This window comes from Planctomycetaceae bacterium (assembly GCA_041398785.1).
Lineage (GTDB): Bacteria > Planctomycetota > Planctomycetia > Planctomycetales > Planctomycetaceae > JAWKUA01.
Genome location: JAWKUA010000016.1, coordinates 164179 through 183465, shown reverse-complemented (window position 1 = coordinate 183465; position 19287 = coordinate 164179). Strand labels below are relative to the sequence as shown.

The following is a 19287-nucleotide window of genomic DNA, read 5'->3' as shown; positions in this document are numbered from 1 at the left end:
TCGCCCAGCGAGGTCCGGGGCGAGGACTCGGTCGCGGCTTCGGTCGCGGGGCCGGCGGTCGCGGCGCCGATGAGCGGCACGATGCTGATCGCGAGGATTTCCATTTTCTGCTGACGAATCATGAACAGATCACACGCACCGTAAAGCAGCTTCCCAATGGCGTGGAAACGCTGACGGAATCCGATTCACCGGAGGTTGCGGCAAGGATCAAACAGCACGTTCAGTGGATGCAGCGCCGAGTCGAAGAGACCAGGCCGATCCATCTGCGCGACCCGCTGTTCGCCGAATTGTTCCGACACACCGATAAGATCACGATGAAGCGGGAAGAAACGGAAAAGGGTGTTCGCGTCACGGAAACTTCCGATGATCCCTACGTTGCGAAACTGATTCAGGCGCACGCGGAGGTGGTTTCGAAGTTCGCCGCGAAGGGATTTGCCGAAGCGATGAAAAACCACGCCGTGCCCGGCCGCGAGGCACCCGAATACCGCGAAGCGACGGAACCGGCGATCGGCAAATACGGTAAGGTTGTCAGACTTCCGGAAGCCGCACAGCAGCCTCGCACCGGCAGCAGGATTGTCGTTGATGTCACGAAGGGCAGTGATCCCGACGTGCTGAATCCCGCGATCGAAAAAGTCGCTCGATTTGTGAACATCTACCAATCCGCCGGACAGGAATCGGCAACCGCTGAAATTGCGATTGTGCTTCACGGCGACGCGACACTGGCCGTGCTGAACGCGGATGCCTACGGAAAACAGTTTGGAACAGACGGTAATCCGAATCTGGACTGTCTTCACGAACTTCACGAAGCAGGTGTCGCGATCTATGTTTGCGGTCAGTCGCTGCTGAGCAAGGGAGGCAAACCCGAGGACGTGGTGGTCTTCGCCGATACGGCGGTGTCAGCGCTGACGACGCTGGTCAACCTGCAAAGTGACGGCTTTGCTTATATTCCTCTGGGCAATTGAATAAGGCTCCGCTGCAGAACGACACGCGGGGGCCTGATGCGCAAGCGCGATCGCCTTTCAGGAAGGGGCATGGCGGAAACCATGTCTTCGGTGCTGATGTGTGGCCGCAGTTTTCACGAACAGCGGTGGGCTGCGACGCCGTCGTGTTTGGCATTGTGATTCCGTCGCGCGCCCGCAATGCCGTCAGCACGATGGGAAGCCGATCGTGCCGCTGCGTCGGCACGACTGGACTCCGATCCCGCCGCGTGGTTTCGAGGGCGACGGAGTCGCGTCGTTCAAAGATCAGGATTCCTTCGGACGGGACGGGCTACAGCAGCTCAAACAGCGTCTGAGTTCTCAGCACCGCAGCGTTTTCCGGAAACGTGTGGAAGGCATGCACCACCAGCCCTTCCGACAACACGTCACACTTCATCAGGCTGATGCACTCGGGACTGTGTTCAGTTGCTCCGGGAAGTGTGACCGCCAGCGCCGCGTTCTGCGCGTCCGCTTCAAACTCCCGGTGCAACTGCAGGTATATTTCCGGAGGGACGTGTTCCAACTGATAACTGCAGTGGTACCGCACGCCGGGCAGATCGATCATGTGAGTGCGGTAGCCGATCAGCCGCCGATCAACAACTTTGCGATTCTGCGGAAGTGAATCGTGACGCGACGTTGCCACTTCGGTAATCACCGAATCTTCCGTCCGAAATGCGAGCAGGTGACCAGACCTTCCGATGCGAATCGTGGCTTTGTGCCCGCTGAAGGAAATCGTGCAGGTTCGCAGCGATTCAAAAAGCTCCGGATGAATGGGCCGCTCAAATGTGCGAAGCACCATGTCGGCGACATCAGGTCGAGTCAACTGGACGGGCATTTCGGATTCCTTTGCGAGATCGCTCTTCCGTGAGCGGAGTCTGCAGTATAGGTGCCGCGACGGAAGCCCGGAAATGGCCGAATCACGCGGTCCGGGAATTCGGGCGTTTTCCGGGAAACGCCGGCAACAACGATTCACTTTGGCCGGTGAGCGCGGTAGCCGGTACACCGATTCCGGGTTTCCGGGCACCTTCCGAATGCATCGACTTGCACGCTGCGACCTGAGCGAGTTCGGTCGTCGTAGTGCGCTGGTTGTTGTGATGCTACGATGCTGCCGTCACAGCGCCGGATTCGCGTCGCAGAGAGAGACATGAACGATACCATCGACGAATTTGAATCCATCTTTCGCCGCGCCGACAAGCAGGTCCTGTCGTTCGTGGACATTCCGATTTCGAACCTGGCCTTCGTGACGGACAGCAGTCCGGCAGATTCTGAGGCGGCACTGCAGACCGTTCAACCGCTGCTTTCTCGGCTGGAATCGGTCGACAACTGGCGCATCATTGCCGGCGAACGATATCACACCGTGGCGGAACTGCTGGCCGAGATCGACAACCAGCGCACGGATCTGATCGTGACCTACCGACATCTGCAGGAACGGTCCTTCATTCCTCAGCACAGTCTGGGCGTTTATCTGGACGTGCTGACTCAGACGACTTCGATTCCGGTACTCGTGTTGCCCGGAACGGCGGCTCAGCCGGTGTCCGTGTCAGGCGCGCTGTGACCGCGTGATGGTGATGGCGGATCACATTCGAGGTGACAACCGGCTGATCAACTACGGCGCGCGAATGTGCCGGACCGGCGGCACGATGTGGCTGTGCCACATTGAAGACGATCGCGTCTTCGAACGCTATATGAACGTGATCGAGCGGATCCCGGAAATCGATTCCGCGGATGCCCGACGGCTGATCGAAGAGCAACTGCTGGCCGAAGCCCGCGACTTCATCGAAGCGTGTGAAGTTACGATTCATGAAGAAGGCCCCAACATCGAGGTCAAGAGCCACGTCACGCGCGGGCACCACCTGCAGGAATATCGCCGGCTTGTGCAGGAACACGACATCGACCTGCTGGTGCTCAACACCAAGGACGATGACCAGTTGGCGATGAATGGCCGTGCGTATTCCATCAGCGTCGAATTGTCAGACGTGGCGATGCTGCTGCTGTAAAGACCGCCGCTCCTGACCGCCACTGTGCCGGTCGACATGACGACGCTTCGGCGCATGTGGTAACTTCCGCCGGTTCCGAATCTGATGCCTGAGCAAATGACAACCGGCGGAAACGTGAAGACTCGAAAACTGACTCCCGCTCAATGGGCAACAATCGTTCTGCTGGTGCTGGCCATCGGCAGATGGCTGCTGGGGTTCGAAACCGCGGTCCCGGAACCGGAGGACGGGAAAGCGTCCTCGCCAACAATTTCCGCCCGCGAATCCGCCGCGCCCGATCGGATCGTCACCGTGAAGCGTGTTTCGGACGGCGATACGTTCGTTTCCAGGGAAGACAACAAGCGTGTCCGGCTGATCGGTGTGAACGCTCCGGAACTTGAGCGTGAAGATCACGAAGAAGAGTTCTACGCCAAAGAAGCCACGCAGTGGCTGAGAGCTCGCATCGACGGCACGAAAGTTACACTGCGATTCGGACCGGACCCGGAAGATCAGTACGGCCGCATTCTGGCATGGGTCTACGCGGAAGACGGTTCATTGGTCAACAAAGAGATTCTGGAAGTCGGAAACGCTCGATTACTGGCAAGATTCGGGCTGCCCGCCGACCTGGAACCGGAGTTGCGGGCCGCCGAGGCAGCCGCGAGAGCTCGCGGTCTGGGCATCTGGCAAAAGAAGAAGCGTTGATGACCGCGTCCGCCAGGATTCCGGGATTGCAGAAATCCCTGTCCTGAAATCGCTTTGCTGGTGCCGGCCGCGGGAACGCGAAAGCGATATCGAACTGGGAAGTGTGAACCGTCGGCTGCCGAGCGGCATTTCAATCGCGGAATCGAACGTGACAGCGATGGCAGCAGTCGCTGAGCCTGTCGAACGCCTGGTTCGCAGCGTCGACTTTTTCTTCACGAACATCAATCAGCAGCGTCGACGCAAGTTCGTCCGATTCGGTCAACAGCCTGACGAATTCGGCGTCGCTGTCTGCCGGCAGGGTGCGGCTCGTTTCGTGCAGGATCTCGCTCAGCAGCAGTGCTTCTCGGCTGGCAGTGATCTCCGGCGCTGTCTCAGCGTCCGCTTTTGCCCAGTCCATGCTGCGGAATCGCTTCAGATGGTCGAAGCTGCGGCTGAGTCTTGCCATCGCCTCAGCCAGGGCTTCAACATCTGCAACCTCGACAAGTTCCGGCAGCTTCGTGTCAGGCAAAGGCGGAACAAAGGCAGCGACGTCGCGCCACAAGCCGGCGTATTCCTTACTCGTCCCCGCATCAGTAAGGATCTGCAGGGCGCGCGCAGCGTCCGCTGATCCTTCCACGCGACAGGCGATCGCGGCAGCCGCGGGACCGCGATGCTTTCCATGATGACAGTGAATGAATACGGGACCGGAGGTTTCCCGGATGACAGCCGTCAGGGCATTCGTCGCACCGGAGGGAATACCGTCATAGCCGAAGGGAATATGCACGTATCGCAGACCGTGCCGTTTCGCAAGTTCCACTTTCGGCCGAACGCCGTCAACGCTGACGATGGTCCTGACTCCCATTCGTTTCAGTGCAGCGAACGCCTCCGCAGTTTTCGGTTCTCCGCCTGAATACACGCGGTCTGACAGCCTGACCAGGTTCTCGACTTCGACGTGTTCGGAACCGTTTCGGTTGGAAAGCGATTCGTCCGCACGCACCGGTCCGGCAGTGATCGACGGAAATACGACTGCCGTCAGCAAGAAGAGGAGTTGCGGAGTCTTCACAGTGAGCCCCTGTAACCTTTGCGAACCGGGTCGCGATATTTCCGTTTGTGTCGGTTCAGACACACCGGCGATCACCGTCGGGGAATGTCCGGGCAACATCGCCACCGGTCGATTTCCCTTTGCCACGCGGCCCGGCCAATGGTTCATAGCAGATTCATCGGGGAACAGGATCTTCTCGGTGGGCAGATTTTGTCTTGCGATTCGAGAGATTTCCGTGTCGCCAGCAGAAGGACGAACAGCAAACGCTCGCCAGCCTTCCCGCAGGGCCGGGAACGTCATAACAGGTGTGTGCACCAGAAAAGCTCGCGGTCAGGCTGGTTTGAGGGAGGCCCAGTCGTTCTTCCCGGGATTGGGTTCGCTCTTGAAAAGGGCTCGCAGTTGGCAGAGCGCAACCACGATGTCCGCTTCCTTCAGACCGACGCTATGACATTGCTGATGCAATTGCCGGCTGATTTCTTCGAGAATCATCAACCCGGACACACAGCGGCATTCAACAGGCCGTCGTCGGCAACGTTCGCGATGACAAGGATCAATGGGCGGTGAATTGAACACGACACCGACCCACGGCATGCGACCTTCGACTTTTGCCCCCTGTTTTCCCTGCTGAGGAACGCCGGTCGCATCGAGTTCCACGTACGCGATCCTACGGTCAGAGGCATCACGACGCCAGTCCCGGACATCGTCCTCCCAAATTCCTGCCAACTTTCCAGATGCACACACGGCAGGCCAGTCGCGGTCGATCGGACTTTGCGTTCGGCGGCCATCGTCGCTACGATCGGGCGACGAAATCCCAACTGTCCATGTCACCTTTCCTGACGAATTCCCACGTGTCATCTCGCAGCTTCTCATCAGACGAGTCAACGCGGCTGTTCGACTCGCGGCGGTTACTGATCGGAGCAGTCGCGGCGGCTGTTTTCTATTTCGGCGCGGTCATCGGAGCGGCATCGTTTTCCGGCAAGCCGGCATTGAGCATTCTGAACGACGCTGCGGCCACCGCCGTTCATCACGTCAGCGAATCTCCAGAATCGCCTGGAGGAGGTCGTCCGTGAGCACTTGCGCGTCGCGCGGGTCGGCCAGGATCCTCTGATTGATTTCCAGCTCAATGCCCGCGTATTGCGAATTCGGCCAAAGCTTCCGCAGGTGCGTTGTGAAGCCGTCCGCCGTTCCCAGGTACGGATAGTTTCGGCGGACCCGCAGCTCCGGAGTCCAGTGCCTCAGCAACGCTCGCATGGCCGCGCACCACGCGACTTCCGTGGCCCGCGCCGGGTCGTACAACAGGCCGACGTCCGCATTGCGCACGCGGCCGTTCAGTTCCGGGACGAAGGAATGCACCGACACATGCAGAACGGGGCAGCCTTCACTGATAAACTGACCAATCGCATTTTCCACGTTTCGGCGATAGGGAAAATAGAACCGCCGCAATACGTCTTCGCGGTGCGCTTCGTCAAGCACCCGGCTGAATTCGGAAAACAGGGACCGGTGATGTGTTGACCGATTCAGGTCCACCAACAGGCGAGTCACCATCGAATGGAACAACGGCGCGGACACTTCGCGCGCAATGCGGAATGCAACCTGAAATGCTCCGATGTCGTAGCCGCGATGAGTCTCCAGAACGGCTTCGTGCCCCGCGAACAGCAATCGAAACTCATCAGGAACACTGTTCCCTGCATGTTCACAGGTGAAAAAACGCTGCATCGGCGATCCTTAAGAAACGAAAAGTGGGTTTCCGCCGAACGATGGCGTCTGATTGCCTCGGCAGGCACTTCTCAGGAGCCAGGTTCCTGCCGGGCGTGCGCTGTTGCGGGTTTGTCACGCAATGAATGCTCGCCCGTCGGCCAGGCAGTCCATCAGTTCCCGGCAAACAGCGACGATTGCTGCCCGCTGCGGATTGCGCTCCAATCGCGCCGTGATTCGCTGCGCCAGCGTGCCGTGTTCAACGATGTTGTCAATCGCGGCACGAATCCGCGGATCGGGAATGTCCGCGGACGTCAGCCGTCCGGCAAGCGTTCGCCAGATCTCACCCGCCGTCAGCGAAGAGACACCATCGATGCCGAACAGTCCCCGGTAGCCGCCATCGCTGACTACCGCCGCCTGAGCGTCGCGAGTTGTCTGCACCAGCAGTTCGGCCAGGTTGTCCGTTGCGGCGGCTTTCTGTGATGCGAGCGTCGACCATTCTTCGGTCACGAGGTTCTTCAGCACGGCGGCGATGATGGAACAGATTGCCAGATCCGCCGTCGGGAATTCCTGGATATCCAGCACGCGGATTTCAATCGCTCCCCGGTCGAAACGAGCGATCGCGCCGCGGGCATTCAGCCATTCGTGCTGCAGAATTCCATCGGGATCATGCGGTGCGATGTCACGATAGATCCGCCCAAAAATTTGTTCCTCGTATTCGGCCTTCGTGAATACGGCTTCCGGAACAACCTGTGCCGAAATCGACGGAATTGCCTTCGCATTGGTTCGGTAGTGGACGAGCCGGTTGTCCATTGTTCCCGTCAGTCGACCTTCGACAACCGGCGAACTTGCCGCCAGAGCCGGCAGCAGCGGAAGGACCAATCGAATAGCGGCGTGCAGCCGACCGAATTCCTCGTCGCCATCAAACGGCAGGTTGATATGCACGCTTTGCAGATTGGCCCAGCCGTGTCCGCGGCAATCGAAGATCCGATGAAAGGATTCATAGACAGGGCTGTAGTCATGTTCCCACAGGTGCATTTCGCGATGGGGGTCCATCAGCGGATGCATGGCGGTCGGCATCAGAGCGGCGCCGGCGGGTTCCAGCAGTTGATTGATCTTTCGGACATGTGACTGAAACTCATCCGCCAGCCCGTCCAGAGTCTTCGCCGGCCCGTTTGTTTTCAGTTCGATCACGTGAGCGGTCAGTTCGTTGGACCAGGCGAGTGCTCCGTGTTCAATTTCGGACGCGATCGCGCCGTCGGCGTCACGCAGCACAACGTCACTGATCGGGCGGACCGACAGTGTTTCCCGGTCCACAATCATGTATTCCAGCTCGACACCGTATCCTTCAAACAGGTGCAGCGGCTTGCTCACGGTTCGCGGACTCCCATCTTCCGGTTTTCGATCCGCTGCCGAAAGACAGTCATGATTCGGCGGTAGAGTTCATCTCTCAGCACAGTGTCTTCCTGCCCCGCGTCGATCGTCGGGTTGTCGTTGACTTCAATCACATAGAAGTTGTTTCCGGATTGTTTGACGTCGACGCCGTACAGTCCGTTTCCGATCAGATCGGCGGCCCGCAGAGCGATGCTGACGGCCTTTCGCGGAGCCAGTTCGATGGGAATTGTTTCGACTCGCCCGTAGCGGCTGCCGCCGTGTTCGTCACGCCGGACAATCTGCCAGTGATTGGGCGCCATGTGGTATTTGCACGCGTACAGCGGCTTTTGATCAATCACGCCGATGCGCCAGTCGAATGTTGTCGGCAGAAACTCCTGAGCCACGATCAGGTCGGATTCGTCCAGCAGAGTTTTCAGCGTTGACTGCAGTTCCTCGGAAGTTCGAGCTTTTGTGACTCCCGCTGAAAACGCGCTGTCGGGTTTCTTCAGCACGCACGGCAGGCCGAGTTCGGCTTCCAGGCTTTCCGCGTTGTCACGATGCACGACGACGGTTTTTGGCGTCGCCACTTTGTGACGCGACAGCAATTCCGCCAGGTAGACCTTGTTGGTACAGCGGACGATGGAAACCGGGTCGTCAATCACAACAAGTCCCATGTTCGCCGCGCGGCTGGAAAACCGGTAGGTGTAGTGATTGACGTAGGTCGTGTCGCGAATGAACAACGCGTCGAATTCCGCCAGCCGCGCATAATCGTCGCGCGTGACAAGTTCCGCTCGAATGCCCAGCGATTCGGCAGCTTTGACGAATTTCTTGATCGCCTGCGCGTTTGACGGCGGTTCCGGGTCGTCGGGATTGTGCAGAATGGCCATGTCGTGGCGTAGCGGCGACTTCCTTTTCACGCGCCCGCCGCGGCCGGAAAAATGCTGGCTGGCAACGTCTTTCAGAAAGCTGCGATGAGACTCCGGCACGTCATTCAGCGCGATGGTGGAAACGGATCGCAGAGTCCAGTGGCCGTCCTTTTCGCGAAAGAACTGTGCTCGCAGCAGCGGAGACTGAAACAGGTTGTACAGGTGCAGGCTCAGGCGATCGTACCGCTTCGCAAGGTTGCGGCCGAAGTAAACACTCAGCTTGAACTGCGACGACTGCAGGTGCGACAGACTGCTCTGGATCAGTTCATCCAGTTCCTGAGAGACCTGCCGGACAATTGCCGGCGATTTCACATCGCGGATGACGTTCGCGCTGGGTTGAGGCCGGTGACCGCGAGCTTCCGCCAGAAGTGAGACGTAATAGCCGATGCTCTGGTACCGAAAACTGCGGCAGAAATTGAATACTTTGACGGAACGCAGTTCACTGAACTCCGACTTCGTCAGGTAGTTCCGGGCGTCGACAACATCGACACCGGGAATCTCGAACGTCCATTCCTTCGGGTCATTCACGACGATCAGTGTCGACACGGCGTGATCCTTATTCTGAACGTTGAGCCCGACACAATTCCCGCGGACAGTGCAGCTCCCGCGGACGGTGCAGCCGCGCGAATCTCGTACGGCGACATCCATCTCATCCGATCCCTGGTGTCATCTCTCCTCAACGACATCTGTTCCCTCGTTTTTGAATTCAGCATCGGATTGGCGGAGCGACTTTCGGAATCGGGATGATGTTCGGCATGCCTCCGGCTGACAGTCCCATTTTGGGTATTCCTATTTCCGGGGTGTCAGGATCAACAGATTGGCGTCATACGTCAACGTACCCAGCAGGACGGCGCTGACCACGCGGTCAACGCCGATGACATAGTAGTTTTCCCTGGGCGCGACAGGATTCGGCAGGTACGGGTCAGCAACCTGCACCAGCTTGCGTTTGCGATCGTAGCCGCACAACACGACGAAGTGTCCCACCGGCGTTCCGCGGATGTCGTCCGGTTCGCACGTCGCGCCGATCTCTCGTGCGCTGCGGTACAAAAACGTGGAACTGAGTCCTGTCAGAATCGGTATGCCGCGACTCAGATACCGCCTCAGGATTTCACGCGTCAGGTCGACCATCCGAATGGTGCCGCCGCTCAGAATGAAGTTGCGGTACGCGTCGCCGGCCAGCCGCAGCTTGTCGTCGTGCTTGACGTCCAGTTGCGCCTGAAGTTTTTGCGACAAGTCCGTGATGGCGTTTCCGTCGGCATCAAACCACGTCGGATCAAACACGCGCAGATTGAACGTGTAGATCACAGCCTGATAGTTGCGGCGAATCGCGTGCTGACCCAGCATCGGAGCCAGAGTGCCGCCATCCACAAGCGCCGGTGTTTCAGAAATCACCTGGTCCAGAGAAACGACGTCGCCATAGTAGCCATAAACGGCCTGCAGGCACGTCGGGCCGCAGGTCGTGTCGTTCGGCTGCGCCAGAATACTCAGGTGAATGCCATCGACCAGCGTTTCGTCGTCAGGTGCAGACGGAAATGTTGACACCGCACTCCTTCACCGAAAGCCGGAACGATCGCCGTTGCACGCCCGCTGCCTCGCGACGCCGGCGCGACCGATGCCGACTCGTCAGACACGGAACCGGTCATGTGCGGCAGTCTAATCGCCGTTCGAAAATCCGCGAAGAGCGCTCGCCGGATTCCCGTGGTTCACAATTCCGCCCATTCCCGAGAACGCTCCGCCGTCATTGTGCCGACGAATCCGAAGCGGCCGGATTGCCGCCAGCCGGGCGGATCGATTCGAAGTAGCGCCGGATCGTCTGCCGATAGCCGGCGGGCAGCGCTTCGGCGTCCAGCACGGCGTCGGACATTTTCTGATACCGGCCAAATACTTCCCGCGCTTCGCGCTGAGCTTCCTGGGGAGTGAATTCACCAGACTCCGTTTCAATGTCCGTAGCGCCGTCTTCGCCAAGCTGTCCGGTCAGGCGAGCCATCTGCCGCTCACTTTCGAGCTTTGTTTTTTCCCCGTCGACGTTGCCGGCCGTTTTGGCGCCGGTGCTGCTGCTGGAATTGCGGGACCGAGCCTTCGTGGTTCCTTTCGCCAGGTTTCGAGTCTCACTGCCCTGCTGGCTTTCTCCCGCGACCTTCGCCGCTCCGGCACGCATCTGATTCCTGCTTTCGGCAAGCTTCATGGACTGAGTCTGCAGCATTTCAGACATTTGCTTGCGGACCGCATGCCGGCGAATCTGCTCGGCAACGTCTTCGGACGACTTCTGAACGGCATCGGCCTGCTGATCTCGCACGGCGTCGCTCGAGGCTGGACGTCTTTTCGCTCAGTTCATTCATGCCGGCATCCTGCATGGCTTTGGAAACCTCCGCGAGCTTTTCCGCGGCGGCCCTGGCCTCCCGGGCGTCCAGACTTTCCGGATCGGCTGCCTTCAGCTTGTCGGCTGCACCGGCGAGGTCTCCCTGCTTCAACGCTTCCGCAGCCGGCTGAAATGGTTCCGCCGTTTCCAGTGCTTCGCCGAGCGACTTCAGTTGCGTATCTGTCGCCGCAATGCTGAGTTCCGTCTGCAGTTGCTGAAGCTTTTGCTGCATATCGGACAACGTCGCTAGCGCTGTCGGCAGGTCAGCTTCGGGATCCTTTAACGCAGCCGTCTGCTTGCGCAGCTCATTCACCAGCCGTTCGAATTCCTCAAGCCCGGATTCCTGCGCGGCCTGCTGCAGGTCGTCGAGTTCGTCATCGACGCGGTCAGCGATGGCGGCCGATTCGTCCAGCGGCGCCGCTGCCGCTTCGATAAGTTTTTCATGCGAAGGCAGCAACGCGACCAGCACAGCCAGGGCGACGCTGGCCGGAGTCCACCAGGCCCATTTCGGCAGACCGATTCGCACAACCTGCGAAGCGTCGACGTCTCGCAGGTGTCGGACCGCATCCTTCACCTGCAGCCGCTGCAAGTTCCGAAGGCTGCTCGCTGCCAGCAAATTCCAGAGCCGTCACGATTCGATCTTTAAGGTGGTGGTGAGCATCGACGGCCGCGGCCGCCGACTTCCACGGCAATCGCTGCATCGCGGAAACAATCGCCGCGAGAAATCCCGTGACGAAGGGAATGACCAGCGCGGACCGCCACATCGCAACAGCTTCGACAAGTCCGGTCACAACCGCCGCGCGTGCCGCGGCACTCAGAAGCACGACGGCGATCGCTCCCGCAGAAACTCCGCCAAGAAAACTCAACAGCACCGCCCTCCAGCGCAGTCTTCTGCGAACGGGTGTCAGCAATTTGTGAACAGGATTGCTCATCGGATCATTCTGCTCGTGCGTCGTATCGCTCACTCTTCCAGGCCACCGTTTCGTCGTCGGTCTTCCGAGGCTTCTCGCTGCCCGCCTGACGTCCGGGCTTGCCCGGAATACAAAGCGACACCATCAGAAACAGCGTCGCTCCCAGCCCTGCGCCCAATACTGTTGATGACTTGATGTAGGCGCCCCTGAACTGAGACCGTTTCCTGCCTGGAGCATAGAGAAAAACTTCTTCGCTCCCGACCGGTGACGCAATTGGGGCACGTGCTTCGTTGAAGCCATCAAAAAATCCGACGGCATCCAGTTCCGCGCCGGCCGCGATTTGCGAAGCTTCGAATTGCTGATAATCCTGCTGGTATTGCTGCCCATAAGCCAGTTCCGCCTCGAATTTTTCCAGCAGACTGAGCATCACCGCCTGGCCCTGTGGAGACTCCCGCGAGGCGACGTCGTCGACGGAGCGACCATCGTCGTCCGTCGCAGCTATCGACGCGGCAATCATCTGCTGACGCTGCCGACAATGCTGTCGCAGAAACTCCTGCACCTCCGGATCCGGCCAGAATCGATCCGCCATGGATGACGCGCGAGCGAACGCGGTCCATGCGATATAACGCTGCCCAACTCGCAGCATTGTCTCTCCCAGCGCCAGTGCAAAATGCGGATTAGCGCCCCCGCCCTGTCGCCACATGCCGATGATTCCCAAAACCGGCTCATCGAACGGAACGGGCTTGCGGTGCGAAGGAACATCGACGCTGTCCCATTCCCGCTCGGCACCGACCCGCGTAATGTGCTCGCGGATTGGCTTCAGAGTTTCCCACATCATCGGATCTGACGGATCGACGTCCTGCTTGAAGAATTCGGGAACACCGTACTCGGCATCCCCCCTGCCGAACGTGACGTCCGTTGTGCGGGAGTACCCTGTATCCCAGGCCGCGATCTCCCGGTCCAACGCATGAGTGATATCCAGGTCAAGTCGGTTGCCCAGGCAGTCGAACGTCGACAGCAGCCGGGGATCTTCCATGGCCGCCAGCAGGAACTCCGCGATCGCCGCCTGCCAGCGTTCGCGTCCAAAGTGAGCCTCGGGCTTCACTTCGACCGACGAGCGGATGAAACCGACGCCCTCACGGAAGTCAGCCTTCGCTTTGTCGTCGCCGGCGATGGCGGTCGCAAAGCTGGCATGAATGAGCAGCGTTCCGAGATTCGCGTAGGTCGTGTACAGGTCTCGCCCTGATTGCCCGGAAGCCTGCTGCGCGGCAAGTTTGTCCCGGAGAATCGGAATCCCTTCTTCGGAACGCCGCAGGCGATCGAGGCCGACCGCCAGATCGTCAATCAGGGCGAATCGCTGCGGATCGTCGGCAGACAGACCGGTCAGCTTTTCGCGAGTCGCGCGGTTTCGTTCTTCATAATGAGCCGAACCGTGTTTCGGGAATCGCTCATGGATGACGTCGTGAACCATCGCCAGCCGCAGGGAAACGCCGCCGGAATACTGCGGGACGTGATAGGGAAGCGGAGCGGTTTCTGCCAGAAACGAAAAATCCCGGCCCGAGCCGAGTGCGCCCAGCAATCCCACGATGCAGCCGGCAACAGTACCCGCGGCCGCGCCGAACAGCACGAAGATGACGCGAATTTTCCGGGACGACATTATTCGGTTCCGGCTTCCGTTCGGACCTTCCGTTTCACCAGCGCGAGCGCCGTCGAACCAGCCAGCAGCAGCCAGCCACCCGCCGACATCATCGTCAGGTTCGGAGCGACCGGTTTGTTACGCGTTAGCATCGGCGGCCGTCCTTCGTACTGAGACCGGAATTCACGCTCGTGCTGTGGAAGTTCGGCATCGTTCAGGCAGGCCTGGCAGATCTCTCCGGTCGCTGTGCAGCAGATCGCCACCAGCAGAAGCGCGGGAAGTCGTTTTCTCATCGAAGAACTCCTCTTTGTTGTCGAACTGCCGGAAGGATCGAACCGCCGTCATCGGTGGAAATCCAGCGGCACGGTTTCGACCGCGACCGCAGTGGATTCTAACGCCGGGCCATCGGGAAAGCACGGCGATTTGGCCACGCCGCGTGTGGTCGCGCCGCTGCTGGCTCGGGGCAATGGCGTCGTGCCGATACTTTGAACTCTGGACCGAAATAACTGACATTCATTTCCAGCGCCGCGAGTCGTAGAATCCGCGCGCATTGATGTTGAACACTCAGGAACTGATGGCATGAGGCTCCACAGAACCGGGCGAACACACCTGCGACTGCGTCGACCCGCGGTCCTTGCGGTATCTCTGATTGCGGGAATGATGCTGATGGCAGAACCGGTTTCATCCACCGTCAACGCGGACGAAGGACCAGCCGAAGCCCGGTCTTCGGAAGTGAAGCTTCCGGTCACCTCGAAGACGCTGGGAGGCCGTCAGTTCTGGGGTGACGTGCATCATCTGCACGGTTGGAGAATTCAGAAAAATGTCATCACCGGCCACTATCGGTTGCTGGATCCCGACGACAAACGTCACTCCAGCGGAACGCTGGAAGAATGCCGGGCGCGTTTGGAAACGATCCGCGTCGAACGGCAGCTCCCGCCGATGCAGGGCAAGGCCGTGCTGTTGATCCACGGATTGATTCGGTCGTCAAAGTCCTTTCACGCCATGGAAACGGCGTTGCGGAATGACGGCTATGCGGTGGTCCGGTTTGACTATCCCAGCACGCGCGTGGCCATTGAAAATTCCGCCGCGTTTCTGCACAGCGTCATCGAATCACTCGGCGATGAAGTCACGTCCATCGACGTTGTCGCCCACAGCATGGGCGGCATCGTGCTGCGGAGCTTCCTTCAGCACTACAACGAACCGCGGCTGCACCGGGCGGTGATGCTGGGAGTGCCCAATCGCGGAGCGGAAATCGCCGACCGTTTTAAGAACAACGCGCTGTTCAAAGCCGTCTACGGACCGGCCGGAACTCAGCTTGCCAGCGGTCACGGCGGTATCGCCAGTGAACTTCCCATTCCGGAATTCGAATTCGGAATCATTGCGGGAGGTCGCGGAGCAGCCAGAGGATTCAACCCGCTGCTTCCCGGCGACAACGATACGACCGTGACTGTCCGCAGTGCGCGGCTGCCGGGAGCCAGCGACTTTCTGCTGGTGCCGGTGCTGCATTCGTTTCTGATGGCCAGCGAAGAACCAGTTAGAGCAACAGTCTACTTTCTGGACCACGGACGCTTTTCCCCGGACCGTGCTCCGCATCCGATCACGCCCGATCAACCCGACGAACCGTGAGCAGCGTCCGGCATCGCGGCCGGCGGCGCGTCGAAAAATCGTCACCGCGGCAAAAGCGGCCAGGCAACGCCGCGACAAACGCGAGGCAAACAGCATGACACAGCATCCCGCCTGGCTTCTGGTCGTCGCCGGGCTGATCATTGCCGGGATCGGTGCCGTTTGGCTGCTGGTTCCGTCGATCCCGTGGCTGGGAAAGCTGCCGGGCGATATCAGCCTGGAACGCGGCAATGTTCGATTCTACTTCCCGGTTGTGTCGTGCGTTATTGTGAGTTTGGTGCTGACGGGAATCGTCTGGCTGATCCGATTTCTGTCCAGGTGACCGGAGCGACGTTTGTGGCGACATTGCGTGTCAGCGCCGGCTTGCTGATGTACCGCATTGTTTCCGACGGCAGCGTCCAGGTGCTGCTGGTGCATCCCGGCGGGCCGTTCTTTGCGAACCGGGACGACGGAGCCTGGTCCATTCCGAAAGGGCAGGCCGAACCGGATGAAGATCTGCTGACGGCTGCACGTCGTGAATTTCGGGAGGAAACCGGTGTCGTGCCAGCCGGTCCATTCATTGCGCTGACACCGGTAACGCAGAAAGGCGGCAAAATTGTGCATGCCTGGGCGTTCGAGGGCGATTGCGATCCGGCTGCGATCATCAGCAACACATTTTCTCTTGAGTGGCCGCCGCATTCCCGTCAGCAGGTTGAATTCCCGGAGGTCGACCGAGCTGACTTCTTTGATGTCGATACTGCACGCCGGAAAATCATCGCCGCGCAGGCGGACCTGATCGACGAGCTTGAAGACCTGTTGACGAAGCAGGGTGAAGGTCGCGGGCTATCATCCGGCTGAGGCTCAATCAGCCTGAAATCGAAAGCGCTGCCGGCTTCCGGAGACGATGTCCAGCAGTTCCTGAGTGGACGCTTCGCTGCGGGCTCCCGCGAGTCGCCTCGCGGTTGCTGCGGCGGTTGTGTCGAGCCATTCCAGAGCGGACTCCGCAGCCATCAGCCGCATGCCGTGTTCGGCCGCTAAAGCATCCAGCAGGATTTCATAGAGCGTGATGTACAGGTACTCGCGCACGGCGACCGTCGTCAGATGATTCGCGTCGACGTAGGGTGAACGGCGCAGCGGGCTGGCGGCGTTGACGGGTGCGATCGGCAGCACTCGCACCGACAGCGGAGTGAAGTGACCGACTCCGTCGAACCCGGCTGAGACCACCTGCAGAGTGCCGATTTTCATTGCGAGGTAGTCGGTCAACACGTCCTGAGCCAGACCGAGCAGCAAACGCGACACACCTTCGTAACTTGCCGGAGCGTCGTAGCAGCGTGCGGGATCGATACCGTTTTTGGCCAGGACGCTTCTGACGCGCCGGCCGACGGAGTAGACGGTCCCGGCTTCGTACGTCCCGGCTTCCTCAACCGCCCTTTGAGAAAGCCTGGCGTTGTAGTCGCCGCACAAACCCAGGTCAGATGCGACAACCAGCAGTCCGGCGGGAACACCGGCGTGCAGCGGCTGGTGAATGCCGATTTCCGCGACCATCGTTTCCATTTCGCTGCGGTATTGCCGTGCGGCCGTCAGCGCCTGCCGCGCACGGCGGAAATGATGCGCCGACAGCGAACGCATGGCACTGACAGCGTCCTGCAGTGCTGCCAGAGTTTCCAGGCGGTGCCTGAGGTATTGCTGGCGTTTCATGATCATCGATCCTGCGCCGGAACGCGACTTCGCGCTTCCGCTACGAGAGGCTTGATGGCGTCTGGCCAGTTTCCTTCGGGCTCTTCACCGCGATCCAGAGCCGCCACAATTTCCGGTGCCTGCCGGCGGGCCACTTCGACCAGCGCCTCCGCGGCGACGACGGCCTGCCAGGGTTTCAGGTCGCTCAGCCAGTGTTCGGAGACCGCCGTCAGCGCCAGAACCTGGACAGCGATGCTGCGCGGCGAAAGCCGGGACTGTCGCAGCAGCGCTCGCAGGATGTTGCCTTCCCGCAGCGTGCCCTGCGTTGTCACATCAATGTCCAGACCGACTCGCGACAGCTTTTCCAGCGATTCAAACCGGGACAGTTGGATCTTCAGGTTCTTCGCGGCCCGGCGCATCGGCGGCGGCTGTGCGACTGCGCCGATCCGCGAGACACTGCGACCGATGTCGATGGCCGGTCGCAGGTCACGTTCGAAGCGGCCAGTGTCCAGGTAAATCTGACCGTCGGTGATTGAGATCAGATTTGTGGGGATATAGGCCGAAATGTCGCCGTCGGTTGTCTCCACCAGAGGGAACGCCGTCACCGATCCACCGCCGCGCTGATCGCTCATCGCCGCCGCTCGTTCCAGCAATTCGGCGTGCAGGTAGAAGATGTCACCGGGATAGGCTTCTCGCCCCGGCGGCCGGTCCAGCAGCAGCGCCAGTTCACGATAGGCGTCCGCGTGCTTGGTCAGGTCGTCGTAAACAACAAGCGCGTGGCCCCCGGCGTCGCGAAACGATTCCGCCAGCGACGCGCCGGCCTGCGGCGCCAGGTACTGTAATCCGGGACTGTCCGACGCGTAGGCCGCAATGATGGCTGTGTTGGACAGGCAGCCCGCACGTTCCAGCGCGTCACGCAGTGCTCTCACGCGCGACATCGGCTGTCCAATCATGACATAGACGCAGGCCACATCACCCGGCTTTTGAGCGGCGACGAAGTCGATGGCCAGAGCGGTCTTGCCGACATTGCGGTCACCGATGATCAGTTCCCGCTGGCCGCGACCAATGGGAATGGCGGCATCGACGGCTGTGACTCCCGTCCACAGCGCCCGTTCGACGCTGCACCGCTCGATGATTTCCGGTGCCGGGCGAAACAGCGGAAAGCGGTGTTCGCCCCGCAGCGGAGGCCCCTCGTCCAGCGGATTTCCCAGCGGATCCAGCACTCGGCCCAGAGCTTCCGGACCAACCGGCAGATCGGGCAGCCGGTTCATGCCGACCACTCCGTCGCCTTCGCGTACCTGCGCAGCGCCCGCCAGCAGCACAGCTCCCAGGTCACAGCTTCGCAGGTCGAAGGCAATGCCGAACGCGCCGGAATCAAAGACGAGCAGTTCTTCATACCGCACGTCTTCCAGGCCGGACACCGCTGCGACTCCATCGCCAACGCTGCGAACGACACCCCGCGGCTGTAGCCCGTCGGCCAGACGCACCGTTTTCGCCGCTGCGGCGAGCTGTTCGGCGACTGTGGGAATCACATCCGGCAAAGCTGGTGACTTTCTGTTGTGCCGCGAGTGTCCAGGCGGCGTGGTCGAGTCGAGCAGTCGACGACGTCGCCATGGTTCAAAACAGCACCGGCTTCAAGCCGGTTCCATCGCCTGAGACCCGAGATTGCGGTCGCTCGACTACGTGGATGTGTCGCGTAGAGGATTGTGATTGTTGGCATGATGATTCAACTCCCTGACCAGTGACTGGCGAGCGAAGCCGGTCAACCCGCCGACCGACGCGTCGATCAGACCGTCAGCCGTCAGAATTCGAACTCCGGCTCGCAAGTCGTCCATGGTTCTGAAATCCGCACCGGGCCCCGCCGAACCAAGGGCCTGCGTCAACGAGGCCCGTTGCTGCTCAGAAAGCTCACGTGCCGATTCGACTTTGACCGTTCCGAGACGGTCTGCCGACAAAATCCCAATTTGCCGGCACGCGGATTCCACAAGCGCGTCGTGAAGATCCGGCCCGGCGATTTGTTGCAACAGATGACCCACGGCATCCGCGGCGGCGTGCGCAGCCACACGGGCCAGAGTTTCCTGCTGAGTTTCAGACATGCGGACTGACTGCCGGCGGGCGAGCTCCAGTTCATGGTCAGCGGCTTTTCGTGCGTCGGCAACGATCCGCTGGGCCTGCTGACGCGTGGCTTTCAGTTCCCGGTCGCGTGTCGCATTCAATTCCTGCTGCAGGTTGTCGCGGGAGGCGTTGATTTCCTGTTGCATCCGCTGGGCATCGGCCAGTTTTTCCGCGGTCTGCTGTTCTTCGAGTTCCATCTTCTCACAACGGTTGCGCAATGCCTGACGCACGGGCCTGAAGAACAGCCAGGCCAGAACAGCGGCCAGCGTGAGAAAATTCGCGGCCTCGAACAAAAACGTGGTCAGTGTCGGCGACACGA

The 19287-nt window shown here is 60.2% G+C and carries 20 protein-coding genes; 7 read left to right on the top strand and 13 right to left on the bottom strand.

The genetic code is table 11. The features are described 5' to 3' along the window. A partial coding sequence (locus tag R3C19_18705) for a DsrE family protein (GenBank protein MEZ6062378.1) occupies positions 1 to 962 on the top strand: 962 nt, incomplete at its 5' end. A 307-nt stretch (positions 963 to 1269) separates the two neighbouring features. Here the strand turns inward: R3C19_18705 and R3C19_18700 are convergent. Then, entirely contained in the window at positions 1270 to 1812 is a 543-nt protein-coding gene (locus tag R3C19_18700; GenBank protein MEZ6062377.1) for a DUF2617 family protein, read from the bottom strand. Between the two features lie 309 nt (positions 1813 to 2121). Here R3C19_18700 and R3C19_18695 point away from each other — a divergent pair, with 309 nt between their 5' ends. The 3 genes from R3C19_18695 (at position 2122) to R3C19_18685 (ending at position 3652) form a co-directional block, all read left to right on the top strand. Next, positions 2122 to 2532, top strand: coding sequence for a hypothetical protein (locus R3C19_18695; protein ID MEZ6062376.1), 411 nt, complete (start codon positions 2122 to 2124; stop codon positions 2530 to 2532). Positions 2533 to 2545: 13 nt separating this feature from the next. Then, positions 2546 to 2974 (top strand): hypothetical protein, encoded by a 429-nt coding sequence (locus R3C19_18690; GenBank protein ID MEZ6062375.1) that lies wholly within the window; start codon positions 2546 to 2548, stop codon positions 2972 to 2974. A gap of 84 nt (positions 2975 to 3058) precedes the next feature. Continuing rightward, positions 3059 to 3652 carry a thermonuclease family protein gene (locus R3C19_18685; GenBank protein MEZ6062374.1) on the top strand — a complete coding sequence of 198 codons (594 nt, stop codon included), beginning with the start codon at positions 3059 to 3061 and terminating at the stop codon, positions 3650 to 3652. Between the two features lie 130 nt (positions 3653 to 3782). On the opposite strand, the gene R3C19_18680 is transcribed toward R3C19_18685, so the two are convergent. The 9 genes from R3C19_18680 to R3C19_18640 all read right to left on the bottom strand — a co-directional run bounded on the left by R3C19_18680 (position 3783) and on the right by R3C19_18640 (position 13867). Then, a complete protein-coding gene (locus tag R3C19_18680; GenBank protein MEZ6062373.1) occupies positions 3783 to 4694 on the bottom strand; it encodes a hypothetical protein in 912 nt (303 codons plus the stop codon). 1008 nt (positions 4695 to 5702) lie between these two features. Next, the gene (locus R3C19_18675) at positions 5703 to 6389 is read right to left on the bottom strand and encodes an N-formylglutamate amidohydrolase (GenBank protein MEZ6062372.1); all 687 of its coding nucleotides are present in this window, start codon (positions 6387 to 6389) and stop codon (positions 5703 to 5705) included. A gap of 114 nt (positions 6390 to 6503) precedes the next feature. After that, complete coding sequence (locus tag R3C19_18670) at positions 6504 to 7742, bottom strand: glutamate-cysteine ligase family protein (GenBank protein MEZ6062371.1); 1239 nt, start codon at positions 7740 to 7742, stop codon at positions 6504 to 6506. Further along, entirely contained in the window at positions 7739 to 9214 is a 1476-nt protein-coding gene (locus R3C19_18665; protein ID MEZ6062370.1) for a RimK family protein, read from the bottom strand. The genes R3C19_18670 and R3C19_18665 overlap by 4 nt, the downstream gene beginning before the upstream one ends. A 243-nt stretch (positions 9215 to 9457) precedes the next feature. Further along, positions 9458 to 10210 (bottom strand): C39 family peptidase, encoded by a 753-nt coding sequence (locus R3C19_18660; GenBank protein ID MEZ6062369.1) that lies wholly within the window; start codon positions 10208 to 10210, stop codon positions 9458 to 9460. Between the two features lie 196 nt (positions 10211 to 10406). Further along, positions 10407 to 10871, bottom strand: a complete 465-nt coding sequence (locus tag R3C19_18655) for a hypothetical protein (protein MEZ6062368.1) — start codon at positions 10869 to 10871, stop codon at positions 10407 to 10409. A 1-nt stretch (position 10872) separates the two neighbouring features. Beyond that, positions 10873 to 11616 carry a hypothetical protein gene (locus tag R3C19_18650; protein ID MEZ6062367.1) on the bottom strand — a complete coding sequence of 248 codons (744 nt, stop codon included), beginning with the start codon at positions 11614 to 11616 and terminating at the stop codon, positions 10873 to 10875. Positions 11617 to 11963: 347 nt separating this feature from the next. Next, positions 11964 to 13595 (bottom strand): hypothetical protein, encoded by a 1632-nt coding sequence (locus R3C19_18645; GenBank protein ID MEZ6062366.1) that lies wholly within the window; start codon positions 13593 to 13595, stop codon positions 11964 to 11966. Next, positions 13595 to 13867, bottom strand: a complete 273-nt coding sequence (locus R3C19_18640; GenBank protein MEZ6062365.1) for a hypothetical protein — start codon at positions 13865 to 13867, stop codon at positions 13595 to 13597. Before R3C19_18640 ends, R3C19_18645 begins: the two co-directional genes overlap by 1 nt. Before the next feature lie 286 nt (positions 13868 to 14153). On the opposite strand from R3C19_18640, the gene R3C19_18635 reads away from it, so the two are divergent. The 3 genes from R3C19_18635 (at position 14154) to R3C19_18625 (ending at position 16034) form a co-directional block, all read left to right on the top strand. Further along, the gene (locus tag R3C19_18635) at positions 14154 to 15200 is read left to right on the top strand and encodes an alpha/beta fold hydrolase (protein ID MEZ6062364.1); all 1047 of its coding nucleotides are present in this window, start codon (positions 14154 to 14156) and stop codon (positions 15198 to 15200) included. Positions 15201 to 15294: 94 nt separating this feature from the next. Beyond that, positions 15295 to 15519, top strand: a complete 225-nt coding sequence (locus tag R3C19_18630) for a DUF2905 domain-containing protein (GenBank protein MEZ6062363.1) — start codon at positions 15295 to 15297, stop codon at positions 15517 to 15519. Between the two features lie 14 nt (positions 15520 to 15533). Then, positions 15534 to 16034 (top strand): NUDIX domain-containing protein, encoded by a 501-nt coding sequence (locus R3C19_18625; GenBank protein ID MEZ6062362.1) that lies wholly within the window; start codon positions 15534 to 15536, stop codon positions 16032 to 16034. A 3-nt stretch (positions 16035 to 16037) separates the two neighbouring features. On the opposite strand, the gene R3C19_18620 is transcribed toward R3C19_18625, so the two are convergent. The 3 genes from R3C19_18620 to R3C19_18610 form a co-directional block, all read right to left on the bottom strand. Then, positions 16038 to 16874 (bottom strand): FoF1 ATP synthase subunit gamma, encoded by an 837-nt coding sequence (locus tag R3C19_18620; protein ID MEZ6062361.1) that lies wholly within the window; start codon positions 16872 to 16874, stop codon positions 16038 to 16040. 2 nt (positions 16875 to 16876) lie between these two features. Further along, entirely contained in the window at positions 16877 to 18385 is a 1509-nt protein-coding gene (locus R3C19_18615; protein MEZ6062360.1) for a F0F1 ATP synthase subunit alpha, read from the bottom strand. Positions 18386 to 18532: 147 nt separating this feature from the next. After that, positions 18533 to 19285 (bottom strand): F0F1 ATP synthase subunit delta, encoded by a 753-nt coding sequence (locus tag R3C19_18610; protein ID MEZ6062359.1) that lies wholly within the window; start codon positions 19283 to 19285, stop codon positions 18533 to 18535. Positions 19286 to 19287: the final 2 nt, after the last annotated feature.

Coding starts and splice junctions, on each gene's coding strand:
- R3C19_18700 (MEZ6062377.1), bottom strand. CDS start 1,812: ATGCCCGTCCAGTTGACTCGACCTGATGTCGCCGACATGGTGCTTCGC.
- R3C19_18695 (MEZ6062376.1), top strand. CDS start 2,122: ATGAACGATACCATCGACGAATTTGAATCCATCTTTCGCCGCGCCGAC.
- R3C19_18690 (MEZ6062375.1), top strand. CDS start 2,546: ATGGCGGATCACATTCGAGGTGACAACCGGCTGATCAACTACGGCGCG.
- R3C19_18685 (MEZ6062374.1), top strand. CDS start 3,059: ATGCCTGAGCAAATGACAACCGGCGGAAACGTGAAGACTCGAAAACTG.
- R3C19_18675 (MEZ6062372.1), bottom strand. CDS start 6,389: ATGCAGCGTTTTTTCACCTGTGAACATGCAGGGAACAGTGTTCCTGAT.
- R3C19_18655 (MEZ6062368.1), bottom strand. CDS start 10,871: ATGCTGCAGACTCAGTCCATGAAGCTTGCCGAAAGCAGGAATCAGATG.
- R3C19_18645 (MEZ6062366.1), bottom strand. CDS start 13,595: ATGTCGTCCCGGAAAATTCGCGTCATCTTCGTGCTGTTCGGCGCGGCC.
- R3C19_18640 (MEZ6062365.1), bottom strand. CDS start 13,867: ATGAGAAAACGACTTCCCGCGCTTCTGCTGGTGGCGATCTGCTGCACA.
- R3C19_18635 (MEZ6062364.1), top strand. CDS start 14,154: ATGAGGCTCCACAGAACCGGGCGAACACACCTGCGACTGCGTCGACCC.
- R3C19_18630 (MEZ6062363.1), top strand. CDS start 15,295: ATGACACAGCATCCCGCCTGGCTTCTGGTCGTCGCCGGGCTGATCATT.
- R3C19_18620 (MEZ6062361.1), bottom strand. CDS start 16,874: ATGAAACGCCAGCAATACCTCAGGCACCGCCTGGAAACTCTGGCAGCA.